Raw genomic sequence first — 20526 nt, forward strand, 5'->3', positions numbered from 1 at the left:
TAAAGTTCTACTTAACGTAGACTACCTCATCATAGCATATCCATGAATAGTTAAGAAGAGTTTTTCCTGCAATTAGAAATAGGGGGAACTCGAAAATTCGTCTTTCAACCTGATATTTACGTGAAATAGTCAGGTTATGACATCATCTGGCAGGATAAGACGCATTGTATCCCACTCTGACGGGGAGAATGTACGCCATTCCGTCTCTGATGTATGTTCATTTGAATCCAGCATGCACCAACCGCTTAAAGTCCATTGTTCATGACCCTCTACCTGATGTGGAATGAGGTATTGCGTACGATTCTCCTGTTGTATCCCCAGCTTAGTCTGCCACTCAATGGCTTTGGTAGCAATCTGTCGTGCGGTTGAACTATGATATCGACGCCACTCCCTGTACCAGGTCTCCGGTATCTCTTCAAATCCCAACAGAGAGAACTTCTTCTCAATGACAGAATGATCACGCTCCAACCCATGCAGAAATGCAGGGACATCAACCAGACCTTGATTATCCGGTGTGTAGAAAGAAGAATATACATCGCTCAACACATCTTTTTCTAATAACTTCGGATCATCTGCGGAGCCTGTACTTGCCTCCATTACCTTCATACTCCGATTTACAGTCAACAGTGCAGCATCGGTCTCCTTGCCCCAATCTGCTAACGCAATCCGTACATTCTCCGGTATACCTGTCAGAGCATATTGATCCAGAAACTCCATCACTTCATGTAATCCATACCCTCTGGCTATGGCCGAAATGAATCGTTCTCTTGTCAAACGGTAGATCGACATTCGATCACGTGTCACCCGTTCTGCGTATTGCTCCAGCATCCAGATCACATCAGGCCCTGCTTCCGGCGGCACCAACATTTCAAAATCAGGCTGCATGTAAAATCCAGACGGCTCCGTCTCACTTACCATCTCTTTTTCCCGATTTAACAGGCTCTGCGGTTCGATCAGCCAGCGAAATGCCAGCTCTCCCGACTGATCTTCTCCTACTTCACCATAACCCCAGCAAGCTAGTGCGCAAAGCCAGCCCCTGACCCGTGGTTTCAATTCCGAATTCTCTATATGGCACCATATGTTTTTTTCTGGAGCAAACAATGCCAATTGATAACGGAAATGCTGCAACGCGGGTTCAGCTTCTCCGTATCTTTCCATACACGCTTGATATATTTCCCGATGCATCTGTCTCCACGAGAGCTTCAACCATTTTTGTAATCGATGATCTACAATCTGAATTCGGCCATCTGACTTTTGAATGAGATTCAGACTGAGCAGTAGATCGAGAAGAATAGCTACGTGGGTCGGATACAAATCCGAATGTTCATATTGGATGCCCAAACCATCAAAGTCTGTAGCGGATAGTACTGTTATTGCACTTAATTTTTGAACCGTTCTCTTATGTATCGTACCTTTACCTGTCAAAGGAAGTCCTTCTCTTCCGATCCAAGCGATCAGATGAATCAACTCTGCAGCGAGATCCGGCTTTCCTTCCTGAAGTACATGAGCATGCTGTGCCATCTTTTCAACGGTTATACCCACTCTTTGTGCGTAAGCAATCGTCAACGTCTCCATCAGCGAAGCAGGAATATAGAATAATCGCTCCCCCCAACTCTTATATACAGATTCAATCCATCTTTGCTTCCTAAGGTTGGCGAATGAAGATTTGGCTTCTGCCACACTTAGTCCTTCAATGGCCCACTGTTCTCGCGGCAGGAGGGAGGAAAAAGGCTGACCCGCATGTTTGTGAAAAATTGCACCAAGCACTTTTTGTCCCACCAAAGCAAGCTTTGACCATGAATCAAGGTTCAGTACCACAGGCTCATCTATTGGTTCAAATGAAGACATATCCCAATCCTCCTCTTTTCGCGAGTATAAATGGACTATTCGTTCTCATGAACGATGGCATATTCATATCCCTGCTCCACCAAGAACATCTGACGGTTTAATGCAAACTCCTGTTCCTTACTATCCTCTGATACCAGCGCATAGAAATATGCTTTATTTTCTCCAGCTTTCGGTCTCAGAATTCTCCCCAAACGCTGTGCCTCTTCCTGCCTTGACCCGAAACTCCCGGATATCTCAAGTGCAACAGCAGCATCGGGCAGATCCACAGCAAAATTGGCAACCTTGGATACCACAATCGTTTTAATCTCTCCTCGTCGAAAAGCAGCAAACCACTTGATTCGCTCTTGCTGTGACATGGTCCCCGAGATTAGAGGTGCTTCAATTTCCCGGGCAATCAACTCGAGTTGATCCAGATATTGTCCAATCACAAGTGCAGGCAAATCCCGATGACGTTCAAGCAAACGCTTGACTACACGTACCTTCGCCGGATTCTCGGCAGCCAATCGAAATTGGTGCTTAACCTCGGCTTGCAGATAATTCGATCTTAGTTCCGGGGAAAATGGGATACGTATCTCCTGGCATTGTACATCAGCAATCCACCCTTGCTGCTCCAGTTGTTTCCACGGCATATCATAGAGCTTCGGACCAATCAGCGAGAAAACATCCTGTTCACAGCCATCCTCTCGAACCAATGTAGCCGTTAATCCCAGTCTTCGCGTAGCTTGAATATCCGCAGTTGCACGAAACACTGGTGCTGGCAGCAAATGTACTTCATCATATATGATCAGCCCCCATTGCCGCTCACTGAGCAGTTTGATATGAGTAAAATCAGCATCCTTTGATTTCCGGTGTGTCAGAATCTGATATGTAGCTACTGTCACAGGTTTCACCTGTTTTTTCTGACCTGAATACTCACCAATCTGTTCACTGGTAATCGTGGTTTTGTCTTGAATTTCCTGAATCCACTGTCGCACAGACGTTGTATTGGACGTCAAAATAAGGCATTCACATTGGAGCCGCTCCAGCACGGCCATGCCAATGACCGTTTTGCCTGCTCCGCAAGGAAGTACGAGCAAACCGCTTCCTCCCATGCCCTCACTGCCTTCGAATGCATCCACAGCCTCTCTCTGGTAAGAACGCAGCGCAAATCGCTCAGAGTGGTCCCCTGGATCATTAGACCGCCAATCAAATGAAAGTTTGGTTCCCTCCCGATACCCCACGTAATCAAGCACAGGGTAACCCAATCGTGTTAATTCCCTTTTTAATAACCCTCGCTGTTCTCCTGGGAGCAGAAGTTCATGAGCGTCCTTGCGTTCCATCCGAAAGGCAGCTATCGTTTTCAATCCACTTAATTCATCCAGCAACCGCTCATCCTCACTATAAAGACGCATTCTGGTGTGATCTGCTTCGGAATGCAGCTTTAATTTGCCATACTGATCCATGATTCTCCGAACATCCTGTATCAGTGCAGCAGGCACGTTCCAGCGGGATACCAGCTCCAGACTTGCGATGACTTGATCTGCATTCCATCCCAGCGCAGCCGCATTCCAGAGCGATAACGGAGTGATTCGGTAAGTATGAAACGCTGCTGGTGTCTTAACCAGTTCTGAATACATCCCAAGCTGCTCTCTTGCTCTTTCGAATCCGGGGTGGCCAACTTCCAGCAAAACTGTAAAATCTCGCTGAACGATACAAGCATCTGTCCTTACCATATGTTCTGTTCCTTCCATTTGGAGCCTTCCTCCTATCACAAAAAAGTCCAGTTCCGGCAGTTCCGAAAATGAACCTGTATAATTGCGAGTTCAAAAAGTCTGGTTTTCAGTACCGAGAAGATGGACTTTTTGAACAACATCTATAAAAATCCACAAAAAAACATCCTGCCCATACCTCGGTATGAACAGGATGCCCAACTAGCTATAAAGTCATTCGGCTGTGTAACCCTTGGCCATGGCGATAAATAATCTCACGGCAGTCTGCATCGCGTCTTCATCAAAATCAAACATCGGATGATGATGCGGATAGATCGCATTTTTATCCGGGTTGCCTGCTCCAACAAACATAAAGCACCCTGGCACCTTCTGCAGATAATACGCAAAATCTTCCGCTGGCATCAGCATGGGGGATGCTTGCACTCGTTCTGCCCCAAATAATTCTGTAGCTTCTCTGAAGAAACGCGCTGTCTCCTGTTCATCGTTCACCACAGGCGGATATCCCATAATATATTTCACTTGCGTCTCTGCCCCATAAGCTGCCCCTGTCTGGGCTACCATGGTAAGCACGCGCTCTTTCATCCCGTTTCGGGTCTCTTCATCAAACGTTCTTACCGTACCGCTCATTTTGCATTGCTCTGCAATTACATTCTGAGCCGAGCCCGCCTGCATTGTACCAATGGTCAGCACTGCCGGTTGCAATGGATCAACCGAACGACTGACAACGGTCTGAAGCTGCATCACAAGCGCAGAACCCACGATGAGACTATCTATCGTGGATTGTGGCATCCCGCCATGTCCACCTTTGCCTTTGATCTCAATGTAAAAATCGTCCGCCGCAGCCATCATCGGTCCTGCTTTGCTGGCAACAACACCTACAGGCAGCGGGGTCCACAGATGAATGCCATATATGACATCCACGCCTTCAAGCGCACCATCCGCAATGACCTGGACTGCACCGCCCGGAAGCAGCTCTTCTGCTGGCTGGAACAAAAAGCGAATCTCGCCTTGGATCTCCTGCTTGTGACGGCTGAAATACAATGCCGTACCGAGCAAGATTGAGATATGACCATCGTGGCCACATGCATGCATCGCTCCTGCTTGTTGTGATGCATACTCGATATTCTTCTCATCCTGAATTGGAAGTGCGTCCATATCAGCTCGCAGCATGACGACAGGACCCGGCTTGTCCCCACGAAGGGTACCGATGACCCCGTGACCACCAACATGACGCCTCACTTCCACGCCAAAACTCTCCAACATATCCGCTACAAAAGAGGATGTCTTCTCCTCATGAAAGGAAACCTCTGGATTGCGATGAAGGTGACGCCGCCATTCCACCATGTGGATCTGCAGATCTTCCCACCATATATTATTAGTCATTTCTCTCCACCCTTTCAATCTTGAACGGGACTTATATCAAGCCCGAACCTTCCTCTTCAAACCTATTGCTGTATATTGTAGCAGAATTGGAAGAAAACCGATACGAAACGCCTTCGGAAAGCTTGCACGGGAAGGGGAAACATACTATCATGAACTAGAGAAATACTCGAGAAATTATACTCGGAAGCTTATGAGGAGGATCAAACGCTTATGATTTTTGAGAATACAGGCTTGGATGGCTTGAAGAGCGACTTGGCATACCTGGATGAGAGCGCCGAGAAAGTCGGATTTGTCCGGTGGCAATGGGAATATTACCGTGCTACATATGACTACAAAATTGAAGATGAACAAACCAACTCAGAATACTTTGTACGCATTAATACCCGCGCTGTGGAAGGCAAATTGGAAAAACCGGATACCGTTCTTGCTGTTGAAGCAGTATACCTTGGCAAAGCCACTTTCCCTCACGGCCTGGATTATGACTCTTCCGTTCCGCAACCAGTCGTGAAGCTGGCAGCCCAAAAATTACAGCAGCTCAAAGAACTGCTGGAAGCATAGGCTGGGCCAAACGATGAAACAACAAACGGCCCAAACGAAAACGAAGAGAGGCACGCCGGATTTTCAACTGCTAATCCTCACTTTATTGTTGGTGGGCTTTGGACTGGTGATGGTATTCAGCTCCAGTTCCAGCATTGCAATCGCAAGCGATAAATTTAACAATGATGCCCTTTACTTCACGAAAAAACAACTTATGTGGGCGATTATCGGTCTATTTGGCATGTTTTTTGCCATGAATATCCGCTTCAACAAGTACAAAAAGCTCTATGCACCCTTTTTTCTGTTCACTACGGTACTGCTTCTCATTGTGTTGGTCGCAGGTAAGAAGGTAAACGGTGCCCGAAGCTGGATTGAAATTGTCGGCTTCAGTCTTCAGCCTGCCGAGTTTGCCAAAATTGCTATTATTCTGTACCTCTCTGCTCTAATTACCAAAAAAGGCGAGAAATTTAGAGTTTTCAAGACAGGGTATTTTCCCGTCCTGTTCATCGTTGGATTCATCGCAGGACTGATTATGCTGCAACCAGACTTCGGTACCACCTTCATCCTGGTGTCCACCTGTGGTCTCTTGATCTATGCCGGTGGAGCCAGTATGAAACATATCCTAGGTTCCATTCTCCTGGTTGTACTCGGTGGGGCACTGGCGTTTGGAGCAAATTCTCTGTTTTCTTCCATGTCTCCTTCCGACACAACAACTGCTACAACAGCAGTCACTGCGGAGCAGAACTACAAGATCGGACGTATTCAAGCTTTCCTGAATCCATTATCCGATATTAATGGCGGAAGTCTTAACCTCTACCGTTCCCTTGTTGCCATTGGTGATGGCGGTATGACAGGTTCCGGGATTGGACAAGGTACGATGAAGCTGCACTATTTGCCAAATGCTTATAATGACTTTATTTTCTCCGTAATTGGGGAAGAACTTGGATTCATAGGAAGTGCATTATTCCTGCTTGTTTACCTGTACTTCATCTGGCGCGGAATTATTGTCTCTCTCCGCTGTCCCGATCCATTCGGAACATTGGTCGGCATAGGTATCATGGGACTAATCGCGATTCAGGCATTTATCAACATCGGTGGTGTAACTCAGACCATTCCGGTGACGGGGGTCACGCTTCCGTTTATCAGTTACGGGGGTACCTCACTCTTTGTGATGATGGTTGCCATGGGCATTCTGCTCAGTATCTCACGCACCAACAATCTGGACGTGATCAAGGAAGAGAAAACGAAGTCCGTAACTGTACAGACACAGACTCGTACCTCTCCTGCTCTTCGTTCACGGGAGTCCATCCGTCGGATTCGATAAAGAACAACACAAAAAAGGCTGTGCACCTAATGGATGCGCAGCCTTTTTCTGTGTACTCGGTACTATTCTGTCTATCAAGATGAAGAACAGGTCAATATGACTCTGTCCTCCATTACGGATTGCGATTTCTACAGATCGTCGCCTTTGAAAGATACGCCTTCTACCTTTACATTGACTTCAACCACGCGTAATCCGGTCATGGTCTCTACCGCTTCTCTTACATTCTGCTGAAGCATACGGGAAACTTCATGAATCGGGGTTTCGTACAGGACGATGATGCGCAGGTCAATGGCTGCTTCCAGCTGGCCGACCTCAACGCTCACGCCTTTCTGTACGTTTTTACCGCTGAGTCGCTTCGCCCAGCCCTCTGACAAACCTCCAGACATTGCGGCAATTCCGGGTGTTTCCATTGCAGCCATTCCGGCAATTTTTGCAACCACGTCATCGGCAATCCGGATGTTTCCGCTCTCCAGTTGAAGTTGTTCTGCCATGCCACATCCTCCTTCACTTCGTTACTCGTATTTTAAATCCTTTCCACCCCAAAAAGCAAATTAAACTCAAAAAGATGCGTTTACAACCTACCACCATTTGGTTATATTGAAATATGAAAATAATCTCATAAGCGATTTACAGTGTAATTTAAAACAAAATAATTTATAACCGAGGTGTTTGTTGTGAGAAACCGGATTTCATCCATTTTGCTGATTGCTTTCTTTGCACTCAGTGCCATCGCCCACTACTTGAAATGGGATTCGATTCTACAGTTCGTGATATCAGCCATTTCGGTTATTTTTGTGGCCGGTTTTTTAGGCAAAGCCACCGAAAATGTGGCCCACTACGCCGGACAGCGGCTGGGTGGATTCTTGAATGCAACCTTCGGCAATGCAGCCGAATTGATCATCGCCATTTTCCTCGTGAAAGAGGGACTGTTCGACATGGTCAAAGCAAGCCTGACAGGTTCCATTATCGGAAATCTGCTGTTAGTGCTTGGGTTAAGTATTTTTGCCGGAGGACTCAAGTTCAAAATTCAGAATTATAATGTCTCACTTGCAGGTCTGAATGGTTCCCTGATGATTGTTGCCATCATTGCCCTGTTTATCCCGGCAGTCTTTCTTAATACACATTCCATTACACAGAAAGACACGAATACCCTTAGTCTCATTGTAGCCGGATTGCTCATTCTCGCGTATATTGCTTGGTTGCTATTCTCCATGGTGACGCATAAGAACTACCTTGCAGACGTTACTGAGGATCGCGATGAAGAGCTACCCCACGAGCATGCTCCGGCATGGTCCAAGAAAAAATCTATTCTCTACCTGGTGCTCGCAACGGTCATGGTTGCCTTTGTCAGTGAATGGCTGGTGGGCACGCTCGAAGTCTTCACTTCGGAATTTGGACTTAGCGAGCTGTTTGTCGGTGCATTCCTTGTGGCCATCATCGGTAATGCGGCCGAACACAGTGCAGCCATCATGCTTGCCATGAAAAATAAAATCGGAGCAGCCGTCGAGATTGCGGTTGGCAGCAGCCTGCAGATCGCGCTCTTCGTTGCTCCTGTACTGATTTTTGTCAGCTACTTCACAGGCAGAACCATGGATATCGTATTTACAACGATTGAACTGGTCGCCATCGGCGTATCCGTATTTATTGCAAAGTCCATTACCCAAGATGGTTCAACGAATTGGTACGAAGGTTTACTCCTGCTCGTGGTATATATCATACTCGGTGTATCCTTTTTCCTGGTGTAAGCAGGCCCTCACGTAGCCATCGTTAAAAATAAACAAGCCACAGAGGCAGCCCGAATTTATCTTCGTTGCTGTCTCTTTGCTTGTATACGCCTTCCGGCTGGCTTGCATCCCCATCCCGTTCAGACGCACAAAAAAAGCATGCATAAACGCCTGCATGCCTTCTATTCTGACCCGCGCATCTGCAGGCTATTGCTCATTCTTCTTGTTCAAGGCTTCATATAGAATTGCCAAATTCCGCTCAAGCGCGCTAACCAGCTGCTTACCTGCACCTTCTGGAAGGAGCCCTGCACGAACAGCAAAATCAACTTCCTTGGAGAACCCATACATCTGTGTATCCAATACTTCCTCATAGAGAGGGCAGTAGCGGGTAGCCAGATTCTCCATCTGTACTTCAATAAGCTTCTGTATTTTATCTGCATCTTCTTGAAGAAGACTGATCGCTTTCAAATTCAGCTGGTCCTGCAGATCAGATGAAGTCATGCATTTTTCCCCCCTATGTCCCAAAAATCGCGTAAAGACGTTCTACCTCTAATATTAGACGAAATGAAGAGCTAATACAAGAACCTGACCAAAATAAGCCCGCAAAGTTAAGCCTTCTGTTGAAGCATAATCCACCTGTTCCAGTCACGTCCAGACGAGTATTCAGATCATTCCATGCCAAAAAACACCCCTGCCTAAAAAGGCAAAGGTGCTTCTTGAGAGCTATTACTCAGATGCGATGCTTACATTCAGTCCATGCTTGGCAAATACTTCTGACATGGCTGCTTTCGCTTCAACTGCATCTGGACCATGAACATGCAGTTCATAGCTGTGCGTGCTGATTAGCGTTGTAAACAATCCGAGAATACTTTTCACATCGATATACTTGTTCTCCGAATGAAGCACGATTGAAGAAGTAAACTTGCCTGCTGTTTGAGCAATTTCCACTACAGCCGCGTTATTACTCGACATAGGAATCCCTCCGTCTTTTTACTATTGGTATCATCTATTAATTACCACTACATGATACCGTGAATCCGCTTTCCTAGCAACAGCAAAATCCTGTTCCTATTTCAAACGGTCCGGATTCAGGCATTCCAGCTCAGGAATAACAAAAATACCGTCTTTACGAATCAGCACATCGTCAAAATAAATCTCCCCGCCGCCATAATCCGGACGCTGGATCAACACCAGATCCCAGTGGATGGACGAGCGGTTGCCATTATCCGTTTCTTCGTATGCCTGACCCGGTGTAAAGTGCAAGCTGCCTGCGATTTTTTCATCGAACAGGATATCTTTCATCGGATGAAGAATATGCGGGTTAAATCCAATCGCAAACTCACCGATATGACGAGCACCCTCATCCGAATTCAGGATTTCATTCAAACGATCTGTATCGTTGCTTGTCGCTTCAATGATTTTTCCATTCTCGAACGTGAATTTGATATTTTCAAATGTCACTCCGTTATACAGCGTTGGCGAGTTATAACTAATCGTTCCGTTCACGGAATTACGCACAGGGGCACTGTACACTTCGCCATCCGGGATATTTTTTTGGCCAGAACATTTCTCTGCACCGATATCTTTAATGGAGAAGCTCAGCTCTGTTCCTGGTCCGGTGATACGAACTTTGTCCGTCCGCTTCATCAGGTTAGCGAGCGAGTCCTGCGCTTTGTCCATTTTGGCGTAATCCAGGTTACATACGTCGAAGTAGAAATCTTCGAACGCTTCTGTACTCGTATTGGCGAGTTGCGCCATACTTGCGTTAGGGTAACGAAGTACAACCCATTTTGTATGTTTGACACGTTGTTCACTATGTACCGGGTGGGAGTATAATGAATTGTACATTTTCATTTTTTCTTCCGGCACATCGGACAGATCATTCACATTTTCTCCCGCACGAATACCGATATAACAATCCATCTGTTTCATCCGGTTCAGATCAATCTCTGCCCATGTTTTCAACATTTCTTCTGTGGCATTTTTCAGCATCGCACGCTGTACGGTTTTATCAGTCAACTGTACAAAGACGTTACCACCTTTTTTGCCTACCTCTTCAATAATGGCGTTAATCAGATCACGTTCCGATCCAATCATCTCAACCAATACATTTTCACCAGGCTGTACATCTACTGAATAGCCCACCAGGTTTGCTGCAAGCTTTTGAATTCTTGGGTCTTTCATCTTGGTAAAATCCTCCTGTCATCTGCCATACTTAAATTGAACAACGGTAAATTACGATACTATTGTAGCACGCGAACAGTCATCCCGTCAGCAGGCAGTCCCTCACTTCGTTTATTGATATGACTTGAAGTTTACATCGGTGACAAGGGCTTCTTTGTTACTTTTACGGTTGTTGTCCGTGTAACTCATCTGACTTTCAGAGGATAAGCGAAGAGGCAGACTGCTCTTCCGATCTACCGTGAGATGATATACCGTCTGCACGCTCGCTTGTTTCATCATCTGTTGCATCGTTGTTTCACCCTGTTTCCAAACTTTCTCCAGATCCTTCTCAAGCTTCTCCTTACGCGCCCCTTTCACCGTAGCTGCCTTATGCATATATTCTGCCCGAATGGCGTTCATCTCGTCGTTTAGCTGGGCTACAGCCCATGATTTGGCGTCTTCCGGTGCAAGTTCAATCCGTAATGTTCTGGTTCGACGACCATCCCCATACTCGGATTGAATAGTTTTGTTCATCTTATCGATCTTCTCCATTTGGGCAATTGGATTAAAACGAGAAAGAGACCCTCGCAGCGGCTCATGCTGCGCGGACAATGCCATCCATTGCCCTTGTTTCCGCTCGAAAGAGGCGCTAAACCCACTGGGCTGTCCATTATTTTTTACGGCAGTTGTTTGAATGCCTGTGCCCACAGCGGTCACTTCTCCAGGTAATCGGGTCTGAAGGGTCAGACGATCATGATTCTCCAGCTTGCCTTCAAATTTGAACTGATTCTCGAACAGCCCGCTGTTCTCCCGTCGAAGCCCTGCCTCTCCTTCAAAACTCAATTTTTCTTTTCCCGCTATCCCCGATAAAGCCAGGGAAAAAACCTCTTCGGGCGTTCGATCTCGCTGGATGAATCCACAACCCGGAACACCAATAATCACGATGCTCACAAATAACCACAATGTACGTACCGAATGGCGGTTAAGCATATCTATCTTCACCCTTCCATGAACTTTCTCCATAGATTGCCCCGCCCGTATACGCTTATACTTCCTTCTATACACAACTTGATCTCCGACGAAAAAAAGAGAACGACTCCGCAATTGGAATTGTTCTCTCTTAACGCGTTACATCCTGTTCCTCTACAACGATTCTGTTCCGACCACCATTCTTCGCGCTGTACAAAGCCATATCAGCCCGATAAAACAAGGACTCTACACTGACCTTTTCATCCATCCAATTCCACTCTGCGATGCCACTGGATACCGTGACGAGCGGTCTGGTCTCTTCTGCAACTCTCTTTCGAATCACTTCCGCATAGTCCAGCGCCTGCCTTACACTCACCTGTGGCATGTAGATCGCCAGTTCTTCTCCACCCCATCTGGCGCAGACATCTTCCGGGCGAACAGAGCTGGTGACGATCTCACTCACTTGTTTCAATACTTGATCCCCCGTCTGGTGTCCGAATGTATCATTCACCTGTTTGAACTGATCAATATCCACCACAATGAGGGAGCCACAGAATTCATGAGCCTGTCGCTCGTGGATAACACTATCCAGATAATGCCTTACGTACAGACCTGTCAACATATCCAGATTAGCCAAGCGCCGAACCTCGGCATGCAATGTTGCATTCGACAGGGCAAGCCCGATATGAATGGATAACATCTGCAAGAGCCGATAGTTATCATATGAAAAGTAGTGCTCTCTACTGTGTCCAAGCAAAATGGCACCCTTCACTTCACCATTAACTCTGATCGGTGATGCAATCAGTGACATGGATCCCGTATCTTCCATGAAAAAGGAGGACACTTTATCATATTGCGCATAATTGACTATAATAAGCGGTTCCTCTGTTCGGTACACCAAGCCTGCGATACCGTAGTCTACAGAAAAGGATTGGTGAAAAACATCTTTCACGTTAGAAGACATGACTTCGAAGTCATTTGTACTGTCATTGAGTTGAAGAATGCAACACGTTTCGGCCTGGAATATTTCCTTTAACTCTTGCTCGGATAGTTGATAAATCTCCGAAAGATGCAGGCTTTTGTTCAACCGCTGTGTAAGATCATTAATTAAACGAAGTTCCTGAATTAACATATTGGATTGTTCATGCAACTTGGCGTTCTCAAAGGCCGTTCCTGCAGTGTCTACCATCATCGTAATCAATTGCAAGTCCGATTCTTCCATAATCTCTTCATTCATTTCGATATGGAACACACCGTATATGCCTTGTTTGCCTTTCAGCGGAATCCCTACATCTACAATACGGTTCTCTGCATCATGTGAGCGAGCAACGATCAGCTTACCTTCCATAAATGAACGCACACAAATATCTTCTCCTCGCTCCTGGACAAGCAACGGTTTAATCCGTGGATCAGAGTTGCTCTGATCCTGAGACATATACAATTTGATATAAGTCGCCGGGTACAAGTAGTCCATACTGTCAAATACCTCATCCAATATAGCCTCGACATCCATTTTGTCATGCATTCGCTGAACAATCTGAAAGAGGATGGACCTCCGGTGTTCCTCACGGGCTGTTTGTTCATGAGCATGTAACAGGTCCGTCATAAATATGTATTCAAATCTTCGGTAAAAGCAGGTGCGATAATGCAATGCCTCAGATTGAACCACAGCTTCAGACGTTTCATATCCATTGGATTCATAGATCACAGCAGTGAATACGGCAAACATATCCTTGTTTGTTCTGGAGAATAAGGGATGTGTTATTATAAGATATTCTCCGTGTTCGCTTGTCCCTTTAAGGGACAGGACCTGTCTCTTATCCAAACATTCCAATACCAGCCTGCGTGCATTTACGCCCGGATCAGCTTCATGATCGCTATCGTATCCTATGCAATCACCTTCCGTGTTCCACACGCTGTAAAAGGTTGATGTTCTGGCCAGCCTTGAACCCACTCTGGAGTTCCAGTCACTGTATGCCTGCTCTAGCAAGCTGCCCAAATATGAAAAATCAAAAGGTGTGATATCCATTTTTTGCATCCACAACACATGCTCTTCATGAGAACGAGGAGCGGCAAAAGATGCGGAATCGCCCGAACTTCGTGAATTCAAGCTGGCAGGTAAACTTCTTAGATGTTCTAACATGTCAGGCGCTCCTTTGCACCGTTTTTGCATCCACAAGGATGCATTAATCTGCAGACGTTATCGCAAACCTGCAAATTTGTTGCGATAACCTTGTTACATAAAGATGATTTAAAGTTAAGATACAATCTATTTTACTCTGTTTAAAGCTTTTTTGCATCCATATTTCAGAAAATTGTCCCATTATTTTAGGCCCAATGACCTATCGACAAATTTAGACGTTTTTTTGCTTTTATTCTACGCTTGACTTTGTTTCTCTTAAACTGTAATATAAATTGTTGATGAAGACTACTAATGGGTCTTTAAATTTGGGCATTACCGGTTGTGTCACCCTCATTCTTTTTGTTGCTTTCAGGACAGCGGCTGAACTTTCCTGATCGTTCTATGCGAGGCCAAGCCCGCATCAACAAATTGGAGCGCAAACAGAGCCCTAATATGAACTTTAACTAAAAAGGAGCTACTTTAAACATGGCACGTTACACTGGTCCTAAATTTAAATTGAGCCGTCGCCTCGGCATTTCCCTTAGCGGAACAGGCAAAGAATTGAAACGCCCTTTCCCTCCAGGTCAGCACGGAGCTAACCAACGCAGAAAAATGAGCAACTACGGTATGCAATTGCAAGAAAAACAAAAATTGCGCCACATGTACGGTTTGGGCGAGAAACAATTCCGCACACTGTTCTCTAAAGCTCAAAAAATGCAAGGTATTGCCGGTGAGAACTTCATGTTCTTGCTTGAGTGCCGCCTTGACAACCTCGTTTACCGCCTTGGGTTTGCTAACTCCCGCGCTGGAGCGCGTCAGTTGGTAGCACACGGTCACGTAACTGTAAACGGCAAAAAAGTCGATATCGCTTCTTACCAAGTAAGCACTGGCGATGTAATCGGCTTGCGTGAGAAGAGCCGCGCTCTTTCTTCCGTTAAAGAAGCTTTGGAAGGTCGTTCGCATCTTCCAGCATACGTTGAATACAACGAAGCAGCTGTAGAAGGTAAATTCATCCGCTTGCCTGAGCGTGCTGAATTGTCCCAAGACATCGATGAAAAACAAATCGTCGAGTTCTACAACCGTTAATCGTTGCAATCACATTAAAGTTTCAATCCAAACAGCTGTCGAGATTTTCTCGGCAGCTGTTTTTCTATGCTTTTTTTTAATTATCTTCATTATAGGAACGTAAATAACGATATAAAATATAGACTCCCTTCAGGAGAAGCACACATCCATATATACATCACAAGAATGACATCGAGGGGGATTAAAACATGCATTTTTTTCGCAATCGCAAGCTCGCTGTTAAGCTTGGACTTTTACTCGGGATCGTATTACTCTGTTGTATTGGAGCCCTGATTGCATTTAATACCAAATCCATTTACGACAAAAGCCTCCAGTACGGCGAAACCGTTGCTGGACAGGCAGCAAACCGGGCTACGAATGAGTTTATGACTGACATTAATCAGGTCAAAAACACGTTGGACACCATGAGTACCACGTTATTGGATGCTGCTCAGAACGGATCACTCAACCGTGAAGAAATCGTCAGACTTCTTGAACAATATCTGAAAAAGGACGAGAAAGTTTTTGGCTTTTATACGGGCTGGGAACCTGATGCCTTTGATGGAAACGATGCGGAGCACATCAACAAAAAAGAATATGATGATGCTACGGGTCGATTCGTTCCATACGTTATACGTGATGGCAACTCCCTGCATTTTGAGCCTATGCCGACTTATGAGGGAAGCGGTGAAACTAGTACTTACTATCAGCAGCCAAAGAAAACCAAATCCATCTATTGGTCCGAGCCTGTTACCTATACGGTTGGCGGAAAAGAAACACTGCTCGTTTCGATTGTCCTCCCTCTATTAGATGAAAACAAAAAATTTCTGGGCATTGTGGGGGCCGACTTTACCATTGATCGTTTTCAGCAAAATATAGCATCACTTAATCCGGATCAGGGTTATGCCATGCTTATTACTAGTGAAGGACAGATTGCTGCACATGGCTCCAAACCGGAACTGGCTAATGAAGGAGCCGTAATTCCATCTGAAACGAAGACAGTCATTCAGCGTATACAGTCTGGCGAGTCCCAGTTTTACGCTACAGACCCTGAAGTAGGGGAAGAACTGTTTATTGCCGAGCCTGCCAGGTTACAAGGAACGGATTCAAACTGGTACCTTGTATCGGCGCTGCCAAAGAGCCACATCCTTCAACCTTTCTATGACAGCTTGAATTGGTCCATTCTGATTGCCGCACTGGCAGTACTTCTGCTTGCAGGTGTGGTTACCTACACTATCGTCTCCATTGTAAGGCAGTTGAATCAAGTCAATATTGTCGCTGGACAGCTCGCTGGCGGGGATTTGACACAAAAGTTACCTGTACGATCCAAAGATGAATTTGGCGTCATGGCGGGTCATATGAATCAGATGATGGATACACTGCGACATACCATCTCGGTTATATCCGAACATGCTTTATCTGTCGGCTCCACTTCTCAACAATTGACCGCAGGTGCCGAAGAAACAGGTAAAGCAGCCGAACTGATTGCATTAACAGGAGTCGAAGTTGCAGATAAAGCAGGTAAACAGGTGCAGGAGCTGCAAAAGTCCTCCCGTTCCATGAATGAAATATCTGCAGGGATCGGAAGAATTGCAAAGGCCGCCTCCGATGTATCGGATTCATCGCGAGCTGTGGCTGAGCGAACAACTGTCGGAACCGATAAGATTCAGTCCGCCATGCGTATGGTCGATAGTGCCACCTCTTCTGTGCAGACGTCCATGACCGCACTGGAGAATTTCCGTCAACGTTCTGAAGAGATTGGTCATATTACAGGCATGATCACGGAAGTTAGCCGTCAAACCAATCTTCTTGCCCTTAATGCTTCCATTGAAGCATCACGAGCAGGTGAACACGGGCGTGGCTTTGGTGTTGTTGCTTCCGAGATCCGTAATCTGGCTGAACAATCCAGAACATCAGCAGCGCAGATTGCAGCGTTGATTCATAGGGTTCAGCAAGAGGTCCTTTCTCTCGTTGAAAATATGGAACAGGGGAACGCCGAGGTAAGCCATATAGCGGAAGTGATTAATGAGAGTGGTGAACTATTCCTCTCCATTTCATCACAGATTACAGATGTTAATGAGCAGATTGAGCATGTCTCAGTCATTGCGCAGCAGATGTCAGCTGGATCACAGCAGGTTGATGCCACGTTAGCGCAACTCAAAACCATTGGTCATGAGACAGCAGATCATGCAACTCGTGTTGCCTCTGCCTCTGAAGAACAACTCGCATCCATGGAAGAGATTACGGCGGCATCTGCCTCACTGGCTAATCTTACCCAGGAACTATTAGAACTGATTCAACGCTTCAAAACCTAATGTAGGAGACCTCCAAAACGACAAATCATTCAGGCCACCCTATGCACCTCAGCATGGAGGTGGCCTGCTTATTTTGGCTTACAACTCATGAAATGTGCTTCAATATCGCATCATATATAGCATAATGCATGGCAGAATGGCAAATTTCGACCATTACTTGTATTTCTCAGGCATGCAAACCCGCCTTTTTATGCTATAATAAGTGCTGTTAAAAGGAGGAAGACACTGAATGGTTGATGTTAATAAGAAAAAGCCCGATGAACAGCCTGTACGCAAACGCAGCTTTGCCCGCAGACTGGGAAGTTTCGTCAAATGGATGGTTGTCCTTGGATTTATGGGGGCACTATTTGTAGGCGGTGCTTTGATGGGATACGTCAGTTCCATTGTGAAAGACGAGCCTGTCCGTTCAAGGGCCCTGATTGAACAAAAAGTCAGCGAAAACTCCATCACAGGCTTTGCTTACTTTGCCGACGGCAGTCCGATCGGTCAATTACGTACGGAAGAAGACAGGCGTCCGGTCACTACGGACCAGATCCCACAGAAGGTTATTGATGCTGTCATTTCGATTGAAGACAATCATTTTTACGAACATAAAGGTGTAGACATGAGCGGAACACTACGTGCCGTGAAACAGAAAGTGCTGAAAGAATCAGTACAAACCGGCGGTAGCACACTGACTCAGCAATTGGCGCGTCGTGTGTTTTTGAATCTGGATCGCACGGAAGATCGGAAAGTGAAAGAAATTTTGCTCTCACTCCGACTCGAACGTTTCCTGACCAAAGACGAGATCATGACAGCCTATCTGAACAAAGTTCCTTTTGGTAATGGTTCCAGCGGATACAACGTTTACGGAATCAAAGCGGCCGCCAAAGGATTGTTCAATATTAACGATCTGGATAAAATCAACATCGCTCAAGCTGCTTATCTTGCTGGATTGCCACAACTCCCCTCCTCTTACTCCGCTTTTAACGGTAAAGGTGATTTTGTAGAGGAGAATTTTGACCGCGCAATCAACCGTCAGCATCTGGTACTGCGTCGTATGCTTGAACTGGGCAAAATCAATCAGTCCGAGTATGACAAAGCTCTTGCTTTTGATATCAAAAGCTCTCTCGCTCCGAAGACCATCAAGGCTTACAACACTTATCCATATCTTATGATGGAAACGGAACGACAAGCTGCACAGATTTTGATGAAACAGTTGAATTCCGACACAGATGAATCTACAGACACAGACAAAGCTACGGATGCAGACACACCTCAAAAGGAAAGCAGTGCATTATTAGAGGAAGCTCAGACGCAACTGCGGACAGGTGGATATCGTATCTACACGACCATCAACAAAAGTATCTACAAAACGATGCGTACCATTGCGGAAGATGACAGCAATTTCTCAGCAGATGATCCTGTCAAAGGAAAAGAACAAACTGCTGCCATGCTGATTAATCACAAAACGGGTGCTATTCTGGGTATGATTGAGGGCCGGAATTTCCAGGATGAACAGATGAACTACGCAACGCAGATGATACGTCAGCCAGGTTCAACGATGAAACCTATAGCCGCTTATCTTCCTGCGCTAGATGAAGGTCTTGTCCAACCTGCTTCTATTATTGATGACTCACCGATCATTCTCAAAAATGGTCCGAGCGGCTACCACATTGCCAAGAATGCCAATAACCGGTATCAGGGACTGGTCACTGCCCGCAGAGCACTGAATTATTCTCTTAATATACCGGCTCTGAAGTTGTTTAATGAAGAAGTAGGAATCGAGAAGGCTTGGACCTTCGCCAAGAAACTGGGTATTACCACCATTCAGAAGGAAGACTATCAGGCTCAGACCGGTGTTCTCGGAGGTCTCCAATACGGTGTAACCGTTGAAGAATTAACCAGTGCCTATGGTGCGATCGCCAATAATGGTGTATATAACGATTCTTACATGATTAGCAAAATCGTAGATTCCAAAGGCAACATTGTTTATAAACACGATACTGAACCTGTCCAAGCCTTCTCGGAGCAGACAGCATACCTGATGACCGATATGCTGCGGACCGTTATTACAGAAGGAACGGCAGATAAAGTACGTGAAAATTACAAATATTCCAAGAGTGTACCAATCGTAGGTAAAACGGGTTCCACTCAAAACTACGCAGATGTCTGGTTTGAAGGTTATACACCAGATGTCACACTTGGCGTGTGGGTTGGATACAAACAGCCGGTGAATACGCTGGAAAGTAAATCACAGAGAAAACGTGCGCAGCAACTGTGGTCGAAAATCCTGAACGAAGTGATCGATACGCAAAAAGATCTGTTCGTCACGGATTCGTTCAAAAAACCATCTGGCATCGAAACACGCACGGTGTCGGCATACAGCGGCAAGTTGCCAACATCCATGACTGACAAATTTGTTACGGATATTTTCAACAGCAAGTTTGTTCCGAAGGATAGCGATGACGGTGTAGCCAAAGCCAGGTACATTACTTACAATGGTGTAAACTATATTCCGCGTGACGGAACACCTTCGGACATGTTGAAGGAAAAAACAGTAATCAAGCGTAAAAAACCAATCTCGGATCTCATCAAAGAATTGCAAAATGCATTCTCACGTATGAGTCGACATGAGTCACTTGCTTATTATCTTCCTGAAGATGCTGATGCAGACATGCCAACACAGATTGATCCAAGAACAGATAACGGCAAAGCTCCTGATGCACCAGGCAACGTACGCATCTCAACCTCAGGTGACAGAGCAGTCATTACATTTAATGCCACACCTGAAAATGATGTCGTCGGTTATCGTCTGTACCGTTCTGTAAACGGTGGAGGATTCCAGAACCAGGGTCAGGTTGTCCTGACTGGTGAATCCAGATCATTCTCTGCATATGCAGCGCAAGGCGGCAACTTTGCCTTCTATGTAACCGCAGTGGATGTTGCAGGCAGAGAGTCTGCTCCTAGCGCTACAGTAAATAGTGCTGGAAGTGTACCTCCTCCTGTGGAAGAAGAGATTAATGAGCCGATTGAAGTTCCAGGCACAGTCATTACGCCGGGAGAAACGCAGACCGATAATACAACAACGACAGCCCCAGGCATACCTGGTCAAGTCAGCGTATCTGCTCTCACTCAAGGACTGCGCATTCAATGGGCGTCAACTCCAAACGCAGATAGTTATGCTGTATATTACAGTGAAACAGGCTCAGCTCCTTATACCAAAATTGGAACAACGTCGGGAACTACCCTGGATTATGGAGTGCCTTCGTCTACCAGTGGATGGTTTAAGGTATCTGCCAGTAACAGTGCGGGTGAGTCCGAACCTTCTGCTGCCGTACATTTTCAACCCTGATTCAGGCATAGCGATCCAAAACAAGCCGCATCC

General features: G+C 45.9%; 15 protein-coding genes. 6 read left to right on the forward strand and 9 right to left on the reverse strand.

Features of this window, described 5'->3' with window-relative positions; all coding sequences use genetic code 11:
* Positions 1–129: 129 nt before the first annotated feature.
* The 3 genes from QNO02_RS20205 to QNO02_RS20215 form a co-directional block, all read right to left on the reverse strand.
* The gene (locus QNO02_RS20205) at positions 130–1848 is read right to left on the reverse strand and encodes a helicase-associated domain-containing protein (RefSeq protein WP_289389794.1); all 1719 of its coding nucleotides are present in this window, start codon (positions 1846–1848) and stop codon (positions 130–132) included.
* A 35-nt stretch (positions 1849–1883) separates the two neighbouring features.
* A complete protein-coding gene (locus QNO02_RS20210; RefSeq protein ID WP_289389795.1) occupies positions 1884–3578 on the reverse strand; it encodes a DNA repair helicase XPB in 1695 nt (564 codons plus the stop codon).
* A 192-nt stretch (positions 3579–3770) separates the two neighbouring features.
* Entirely contained in the window at positions 3771–4940 is a 1170-nt protein-coding gene (locus QNO02_RS20215) for a M20 family metallopeptidase (protein WP_289389796.1), read from the reverse strand.
* Positions 4941–5150: 210 nt separating this feature from the next.
* Here QNO02_RS20215 and QNO02_RS20220 point away from each other — a divergent pair, with 210 nt between their 5' ends.
* Together QNO02_RS20220 and ftsW are read left to right on the forward strand one after the other, a co-directional pair.
* Entirely contained in the window at positions 5151–5498 is a 348-nt protein-coding gene (locus QNO02_RS20220) for a YugN family protein (RefSeq protein WP_017687430.1), read from the forward strand.
* 13 nt (positions 5499–5511) lie between these two features.
* Positions 5512–6801: a putative lipid II flippase FtsW gene (gene ftsW, locus QNO02_RS20225; RefSeq protein ID WP_289389797.1), complete on the forward strand. Its 1290-nt coding sequence runs from the start codon at positions 5512–5514 to the stop codon at positions 6799–6801.
* A 128-nt stretch (positions 6802–6929) separates the two neighbouring features.
* Here the strand turns inward: ftsW and QNO02_RS20230 are convergent, their stop codons facing one another.
* On the reverse strand, positions 6930–7292 hold the full coding sequence (locus tag QNO02_RS20230) for an Asp23/Gls24 family envelope stress response protein (RefSeq protein WP_017687428.1): 363 nt from the start codon (positions 7290–7292) through the stop codon (positions 6930–6932).
* A 183-nt stretch (positions 7293–7475) separates the two neighbouring features.
* Between QNO02_RS20230 and cax the strand changes: the two genes are divergently transcribed.
* Entirely contained in the window at positions 7476–8546 is a 1071-nt protein-coding gene (cax, locus tag QNO02_RS20235; protein WP_036674882.1) for a calcium/proton exchanger, read from the forward strand.
* Between the two features lie 186 nt (positions 8547–8732).
* On the opposite strand, the gene QNO02_RS20240 is transcribed toward cax, so the two are convergent.
* The 5 genes from QNO02_RS20240 to QNO02_RS20260 all read right to left on the reverse strand — a co-directional run bounded on the left by QNO02_RS20240 (position 8733) and on the right by QNO02_RS20260 (position 13800).
* Complete coding sequence (locus QNO02_RS20240; RefSeq protein ID WP_017687426.1) at positions 8733–9026, reverse strand: Fpa/YlaN family protein; 294 nt, start codon at positions 9024–9026, stop codon at positions 8733–8735.
* A 225-nt stretch (positions 9027–9251) separates the two neighbouring features.
* Positions 9252–9497 (reverse strand): HPr family phosphocarrier protein, encoded by a 246-nt coding sequence (locus QNO02_RS20245; protein ID WP_036614658.1) that lies wholly within the window; start codon positions 9495–9497, stop codon positions 9252–9254.
* A 96-nt stretch (positions 9498–9593) separates the two neighbouring features.
* Positions 9594–10709 (reverse strand): aminopeptidase, encoded by a 1116-nt coding sequence (locus QNO02_RS20250; RefSeq protein WP_133385490.1) that lies wholly within the window; start codon positions 10707–10709, stop codon positions 9594–9596.
* A gap of 111 nt (positions 10710–10820) precedes the next feature.
* A complete protein-coding gene (locus QNO02_RS20255; protein WP_249912192.1) occupies positions 10821–11711 on the reverse strand; it encodes a hypothetical protein in 891 nt (296 codons plus the stop codon).
* 97 nt (positions 11712–11808) lie between these two features.
* Positions 11809–13800 carry a sensor domain-containing diguanylate cyclase gene (locus QNO02_RS20260; protein WP_289389798.1) on the reverse strand — a complete coding sequence of 664 codons (1992 nt, stop codon included), beginning with the start codon at positions 13798–13800 and terminating at the stop codon, positions 11809–11811.
* A 465-nt stretch (positions 13801–14265) separates the two neighbouring features.
* Between QNO02_RS20260 and rpsD the strand changes: the two genes are divergently transcribed.
* The 3 genes from rpsD (at position 14266) to QNO02_RS20275 (ending at position 20493) form a co-directional block, all read left to right on the forward strand.
* Positions 14266–14865: a 30S ribosomal protein S4 gene (gene rpsD, locus QNO02_RS20265; RefSeq protein ID WP_062835377.1), complete on the forward strand. Its 600-nt coding sequence runs from the start codon at positions 14266–14268 to the stop codon at positions 14863–14865.
* Between the two features lie 188 nt (positions 14866–15053).
* Positions 15054–17159 (forward strand): methyl-accepting chemotaxis protein, encoded by a 2106-nt coding sequence (locus QNO02_RS20270; protein WP_289389799.1) that lies wholly within the window; start codon positions 15054–15056, stop codon positions 17157–17159.
* 229 nt (positions 17160–17388) lie between these two features.
* Positions 17389–20493 carry a transglycosylase domain-containing protein gene (locus QNO02_RS20275; protein ID WP_289389800.1) on the forward strand — a complete coding sequence of 1035 codons (3105 nt, stop codon included), beginning with the start codon at positions 17389–17391 and terminating at the stop codon, positions 20491–20493.
* Positions 20494–20526 lie beyond the last annotated feature (33 nt).

The organism is Paenibacillus sp. PK1-4R (assembly GCF_030369595.1).
Classification (GTDB): Bacteria; Bacillota; Bacilli; order Paenibacillales; family Paenibacillaceae; genus Paenibacillus.

Excerpts from the sequence above, each read along its gene's own strand:
- QNO02_RS20205 (WP_289389794.1), bottom strand. The coding sequence starts at position 1,848 with ATGTCTTCATTTGAACCAATAGATGAGCCTGTGGTACTGAACCTTGAT.
- QNO02_RS20210 (WP_289389795.1), bottom strand. The coding sequence starts at position 3,578 with ATGGAAGGAACAGAACATATGGTAAGGACAGATGCTTGTATCGTTCAG.
- QNO02_RS20215 (WP_289389796.1), bottom strand. The coding sequence starts at position 4,940 with ATGACTAATAATATATGGTGGGAAGATCTGCAGATCCACATGGTGGAA.
- QNO02_RS20220 (WP_017687430.1), top strand. The coding sequence starts at position 5,151 with ATGATTTTTGAGAATACAGGCTTGGATGGCTTGAAGAGCGACTTGGCA.
- ftsW (WP_289389797.1), top strand. The coding sequence starts at position 5,512 with ATGAAACAACAAACGGCCCAAACGAAAACGAAGAGAGGCACGCCGGAT.
- QNO02_RS20230 (WP_017687428.1), bottom strand. The coding sequence starts at position 7,292 with ATGGCAGAACAACTTCAACTGGAGAGCGGAAACATCCGGATTGCCGAT.
- QNO02_RS20240 (WP_017687426.1), bottom strand. The coding sequence starts at position 9,026 with ATGACTTCATCTGATCTGCAGGACCAGCTGAATTTGAAAGCGATCAGT.
- QNO02_RS20245 (WP_036614658.1), bottom strand. The coding sequence starts at position 9,497 with ATGTCGAGTAATAACGCGGCTGTAGTGGAAATTGCTCAAACAGCAGGC.
- QNO02_RS20250 (WP_133385490.1), bottom strand. The coding sequence starts at position 10,709 with ATGAAAGACCCAAGAATTCAAAAGCTTGCAGCAAACCTGGTGGGCTAT.
- QNO02_RS20255 (WP_249912192.1), bottom strand. The coding sequence starts at position 11,711 with ATGGAGAAAGTTCATGGAAGGGTGAAGATAGATATGCTTAACCGCCAT.
- QNO02_RS20260 (WP_289389798.1), bottom strand. The coding sequence starts at position 13,800 with ATGTTAGAACATCTAAGAAGTTTACCTGCCAGCTTGAATTCACGAAGT.
- rpsD (WP_062835377.1), top strand. The coding sequence starts at position 14,266 with ATGGCACGTTACACTGGTCCTAAATTTAAATTGAGCCGTCGCCTCGGC.
- QNO02_RS20270 (WP_289389799.1), top strand. The coding sequence starts at position 15,054 with ATGCATTTTTTTCGCAATCGCAAGCTCGCTGTTAAGCTTGGACTTTTA.
- QNO02_RS20275 (WP_289389800.1), top strand. The coding sequence starts at position 17,389 with ATGGTTGATGTTAATAAGAAAAAGCCCGATGAACAGCCTGTACGCAAA.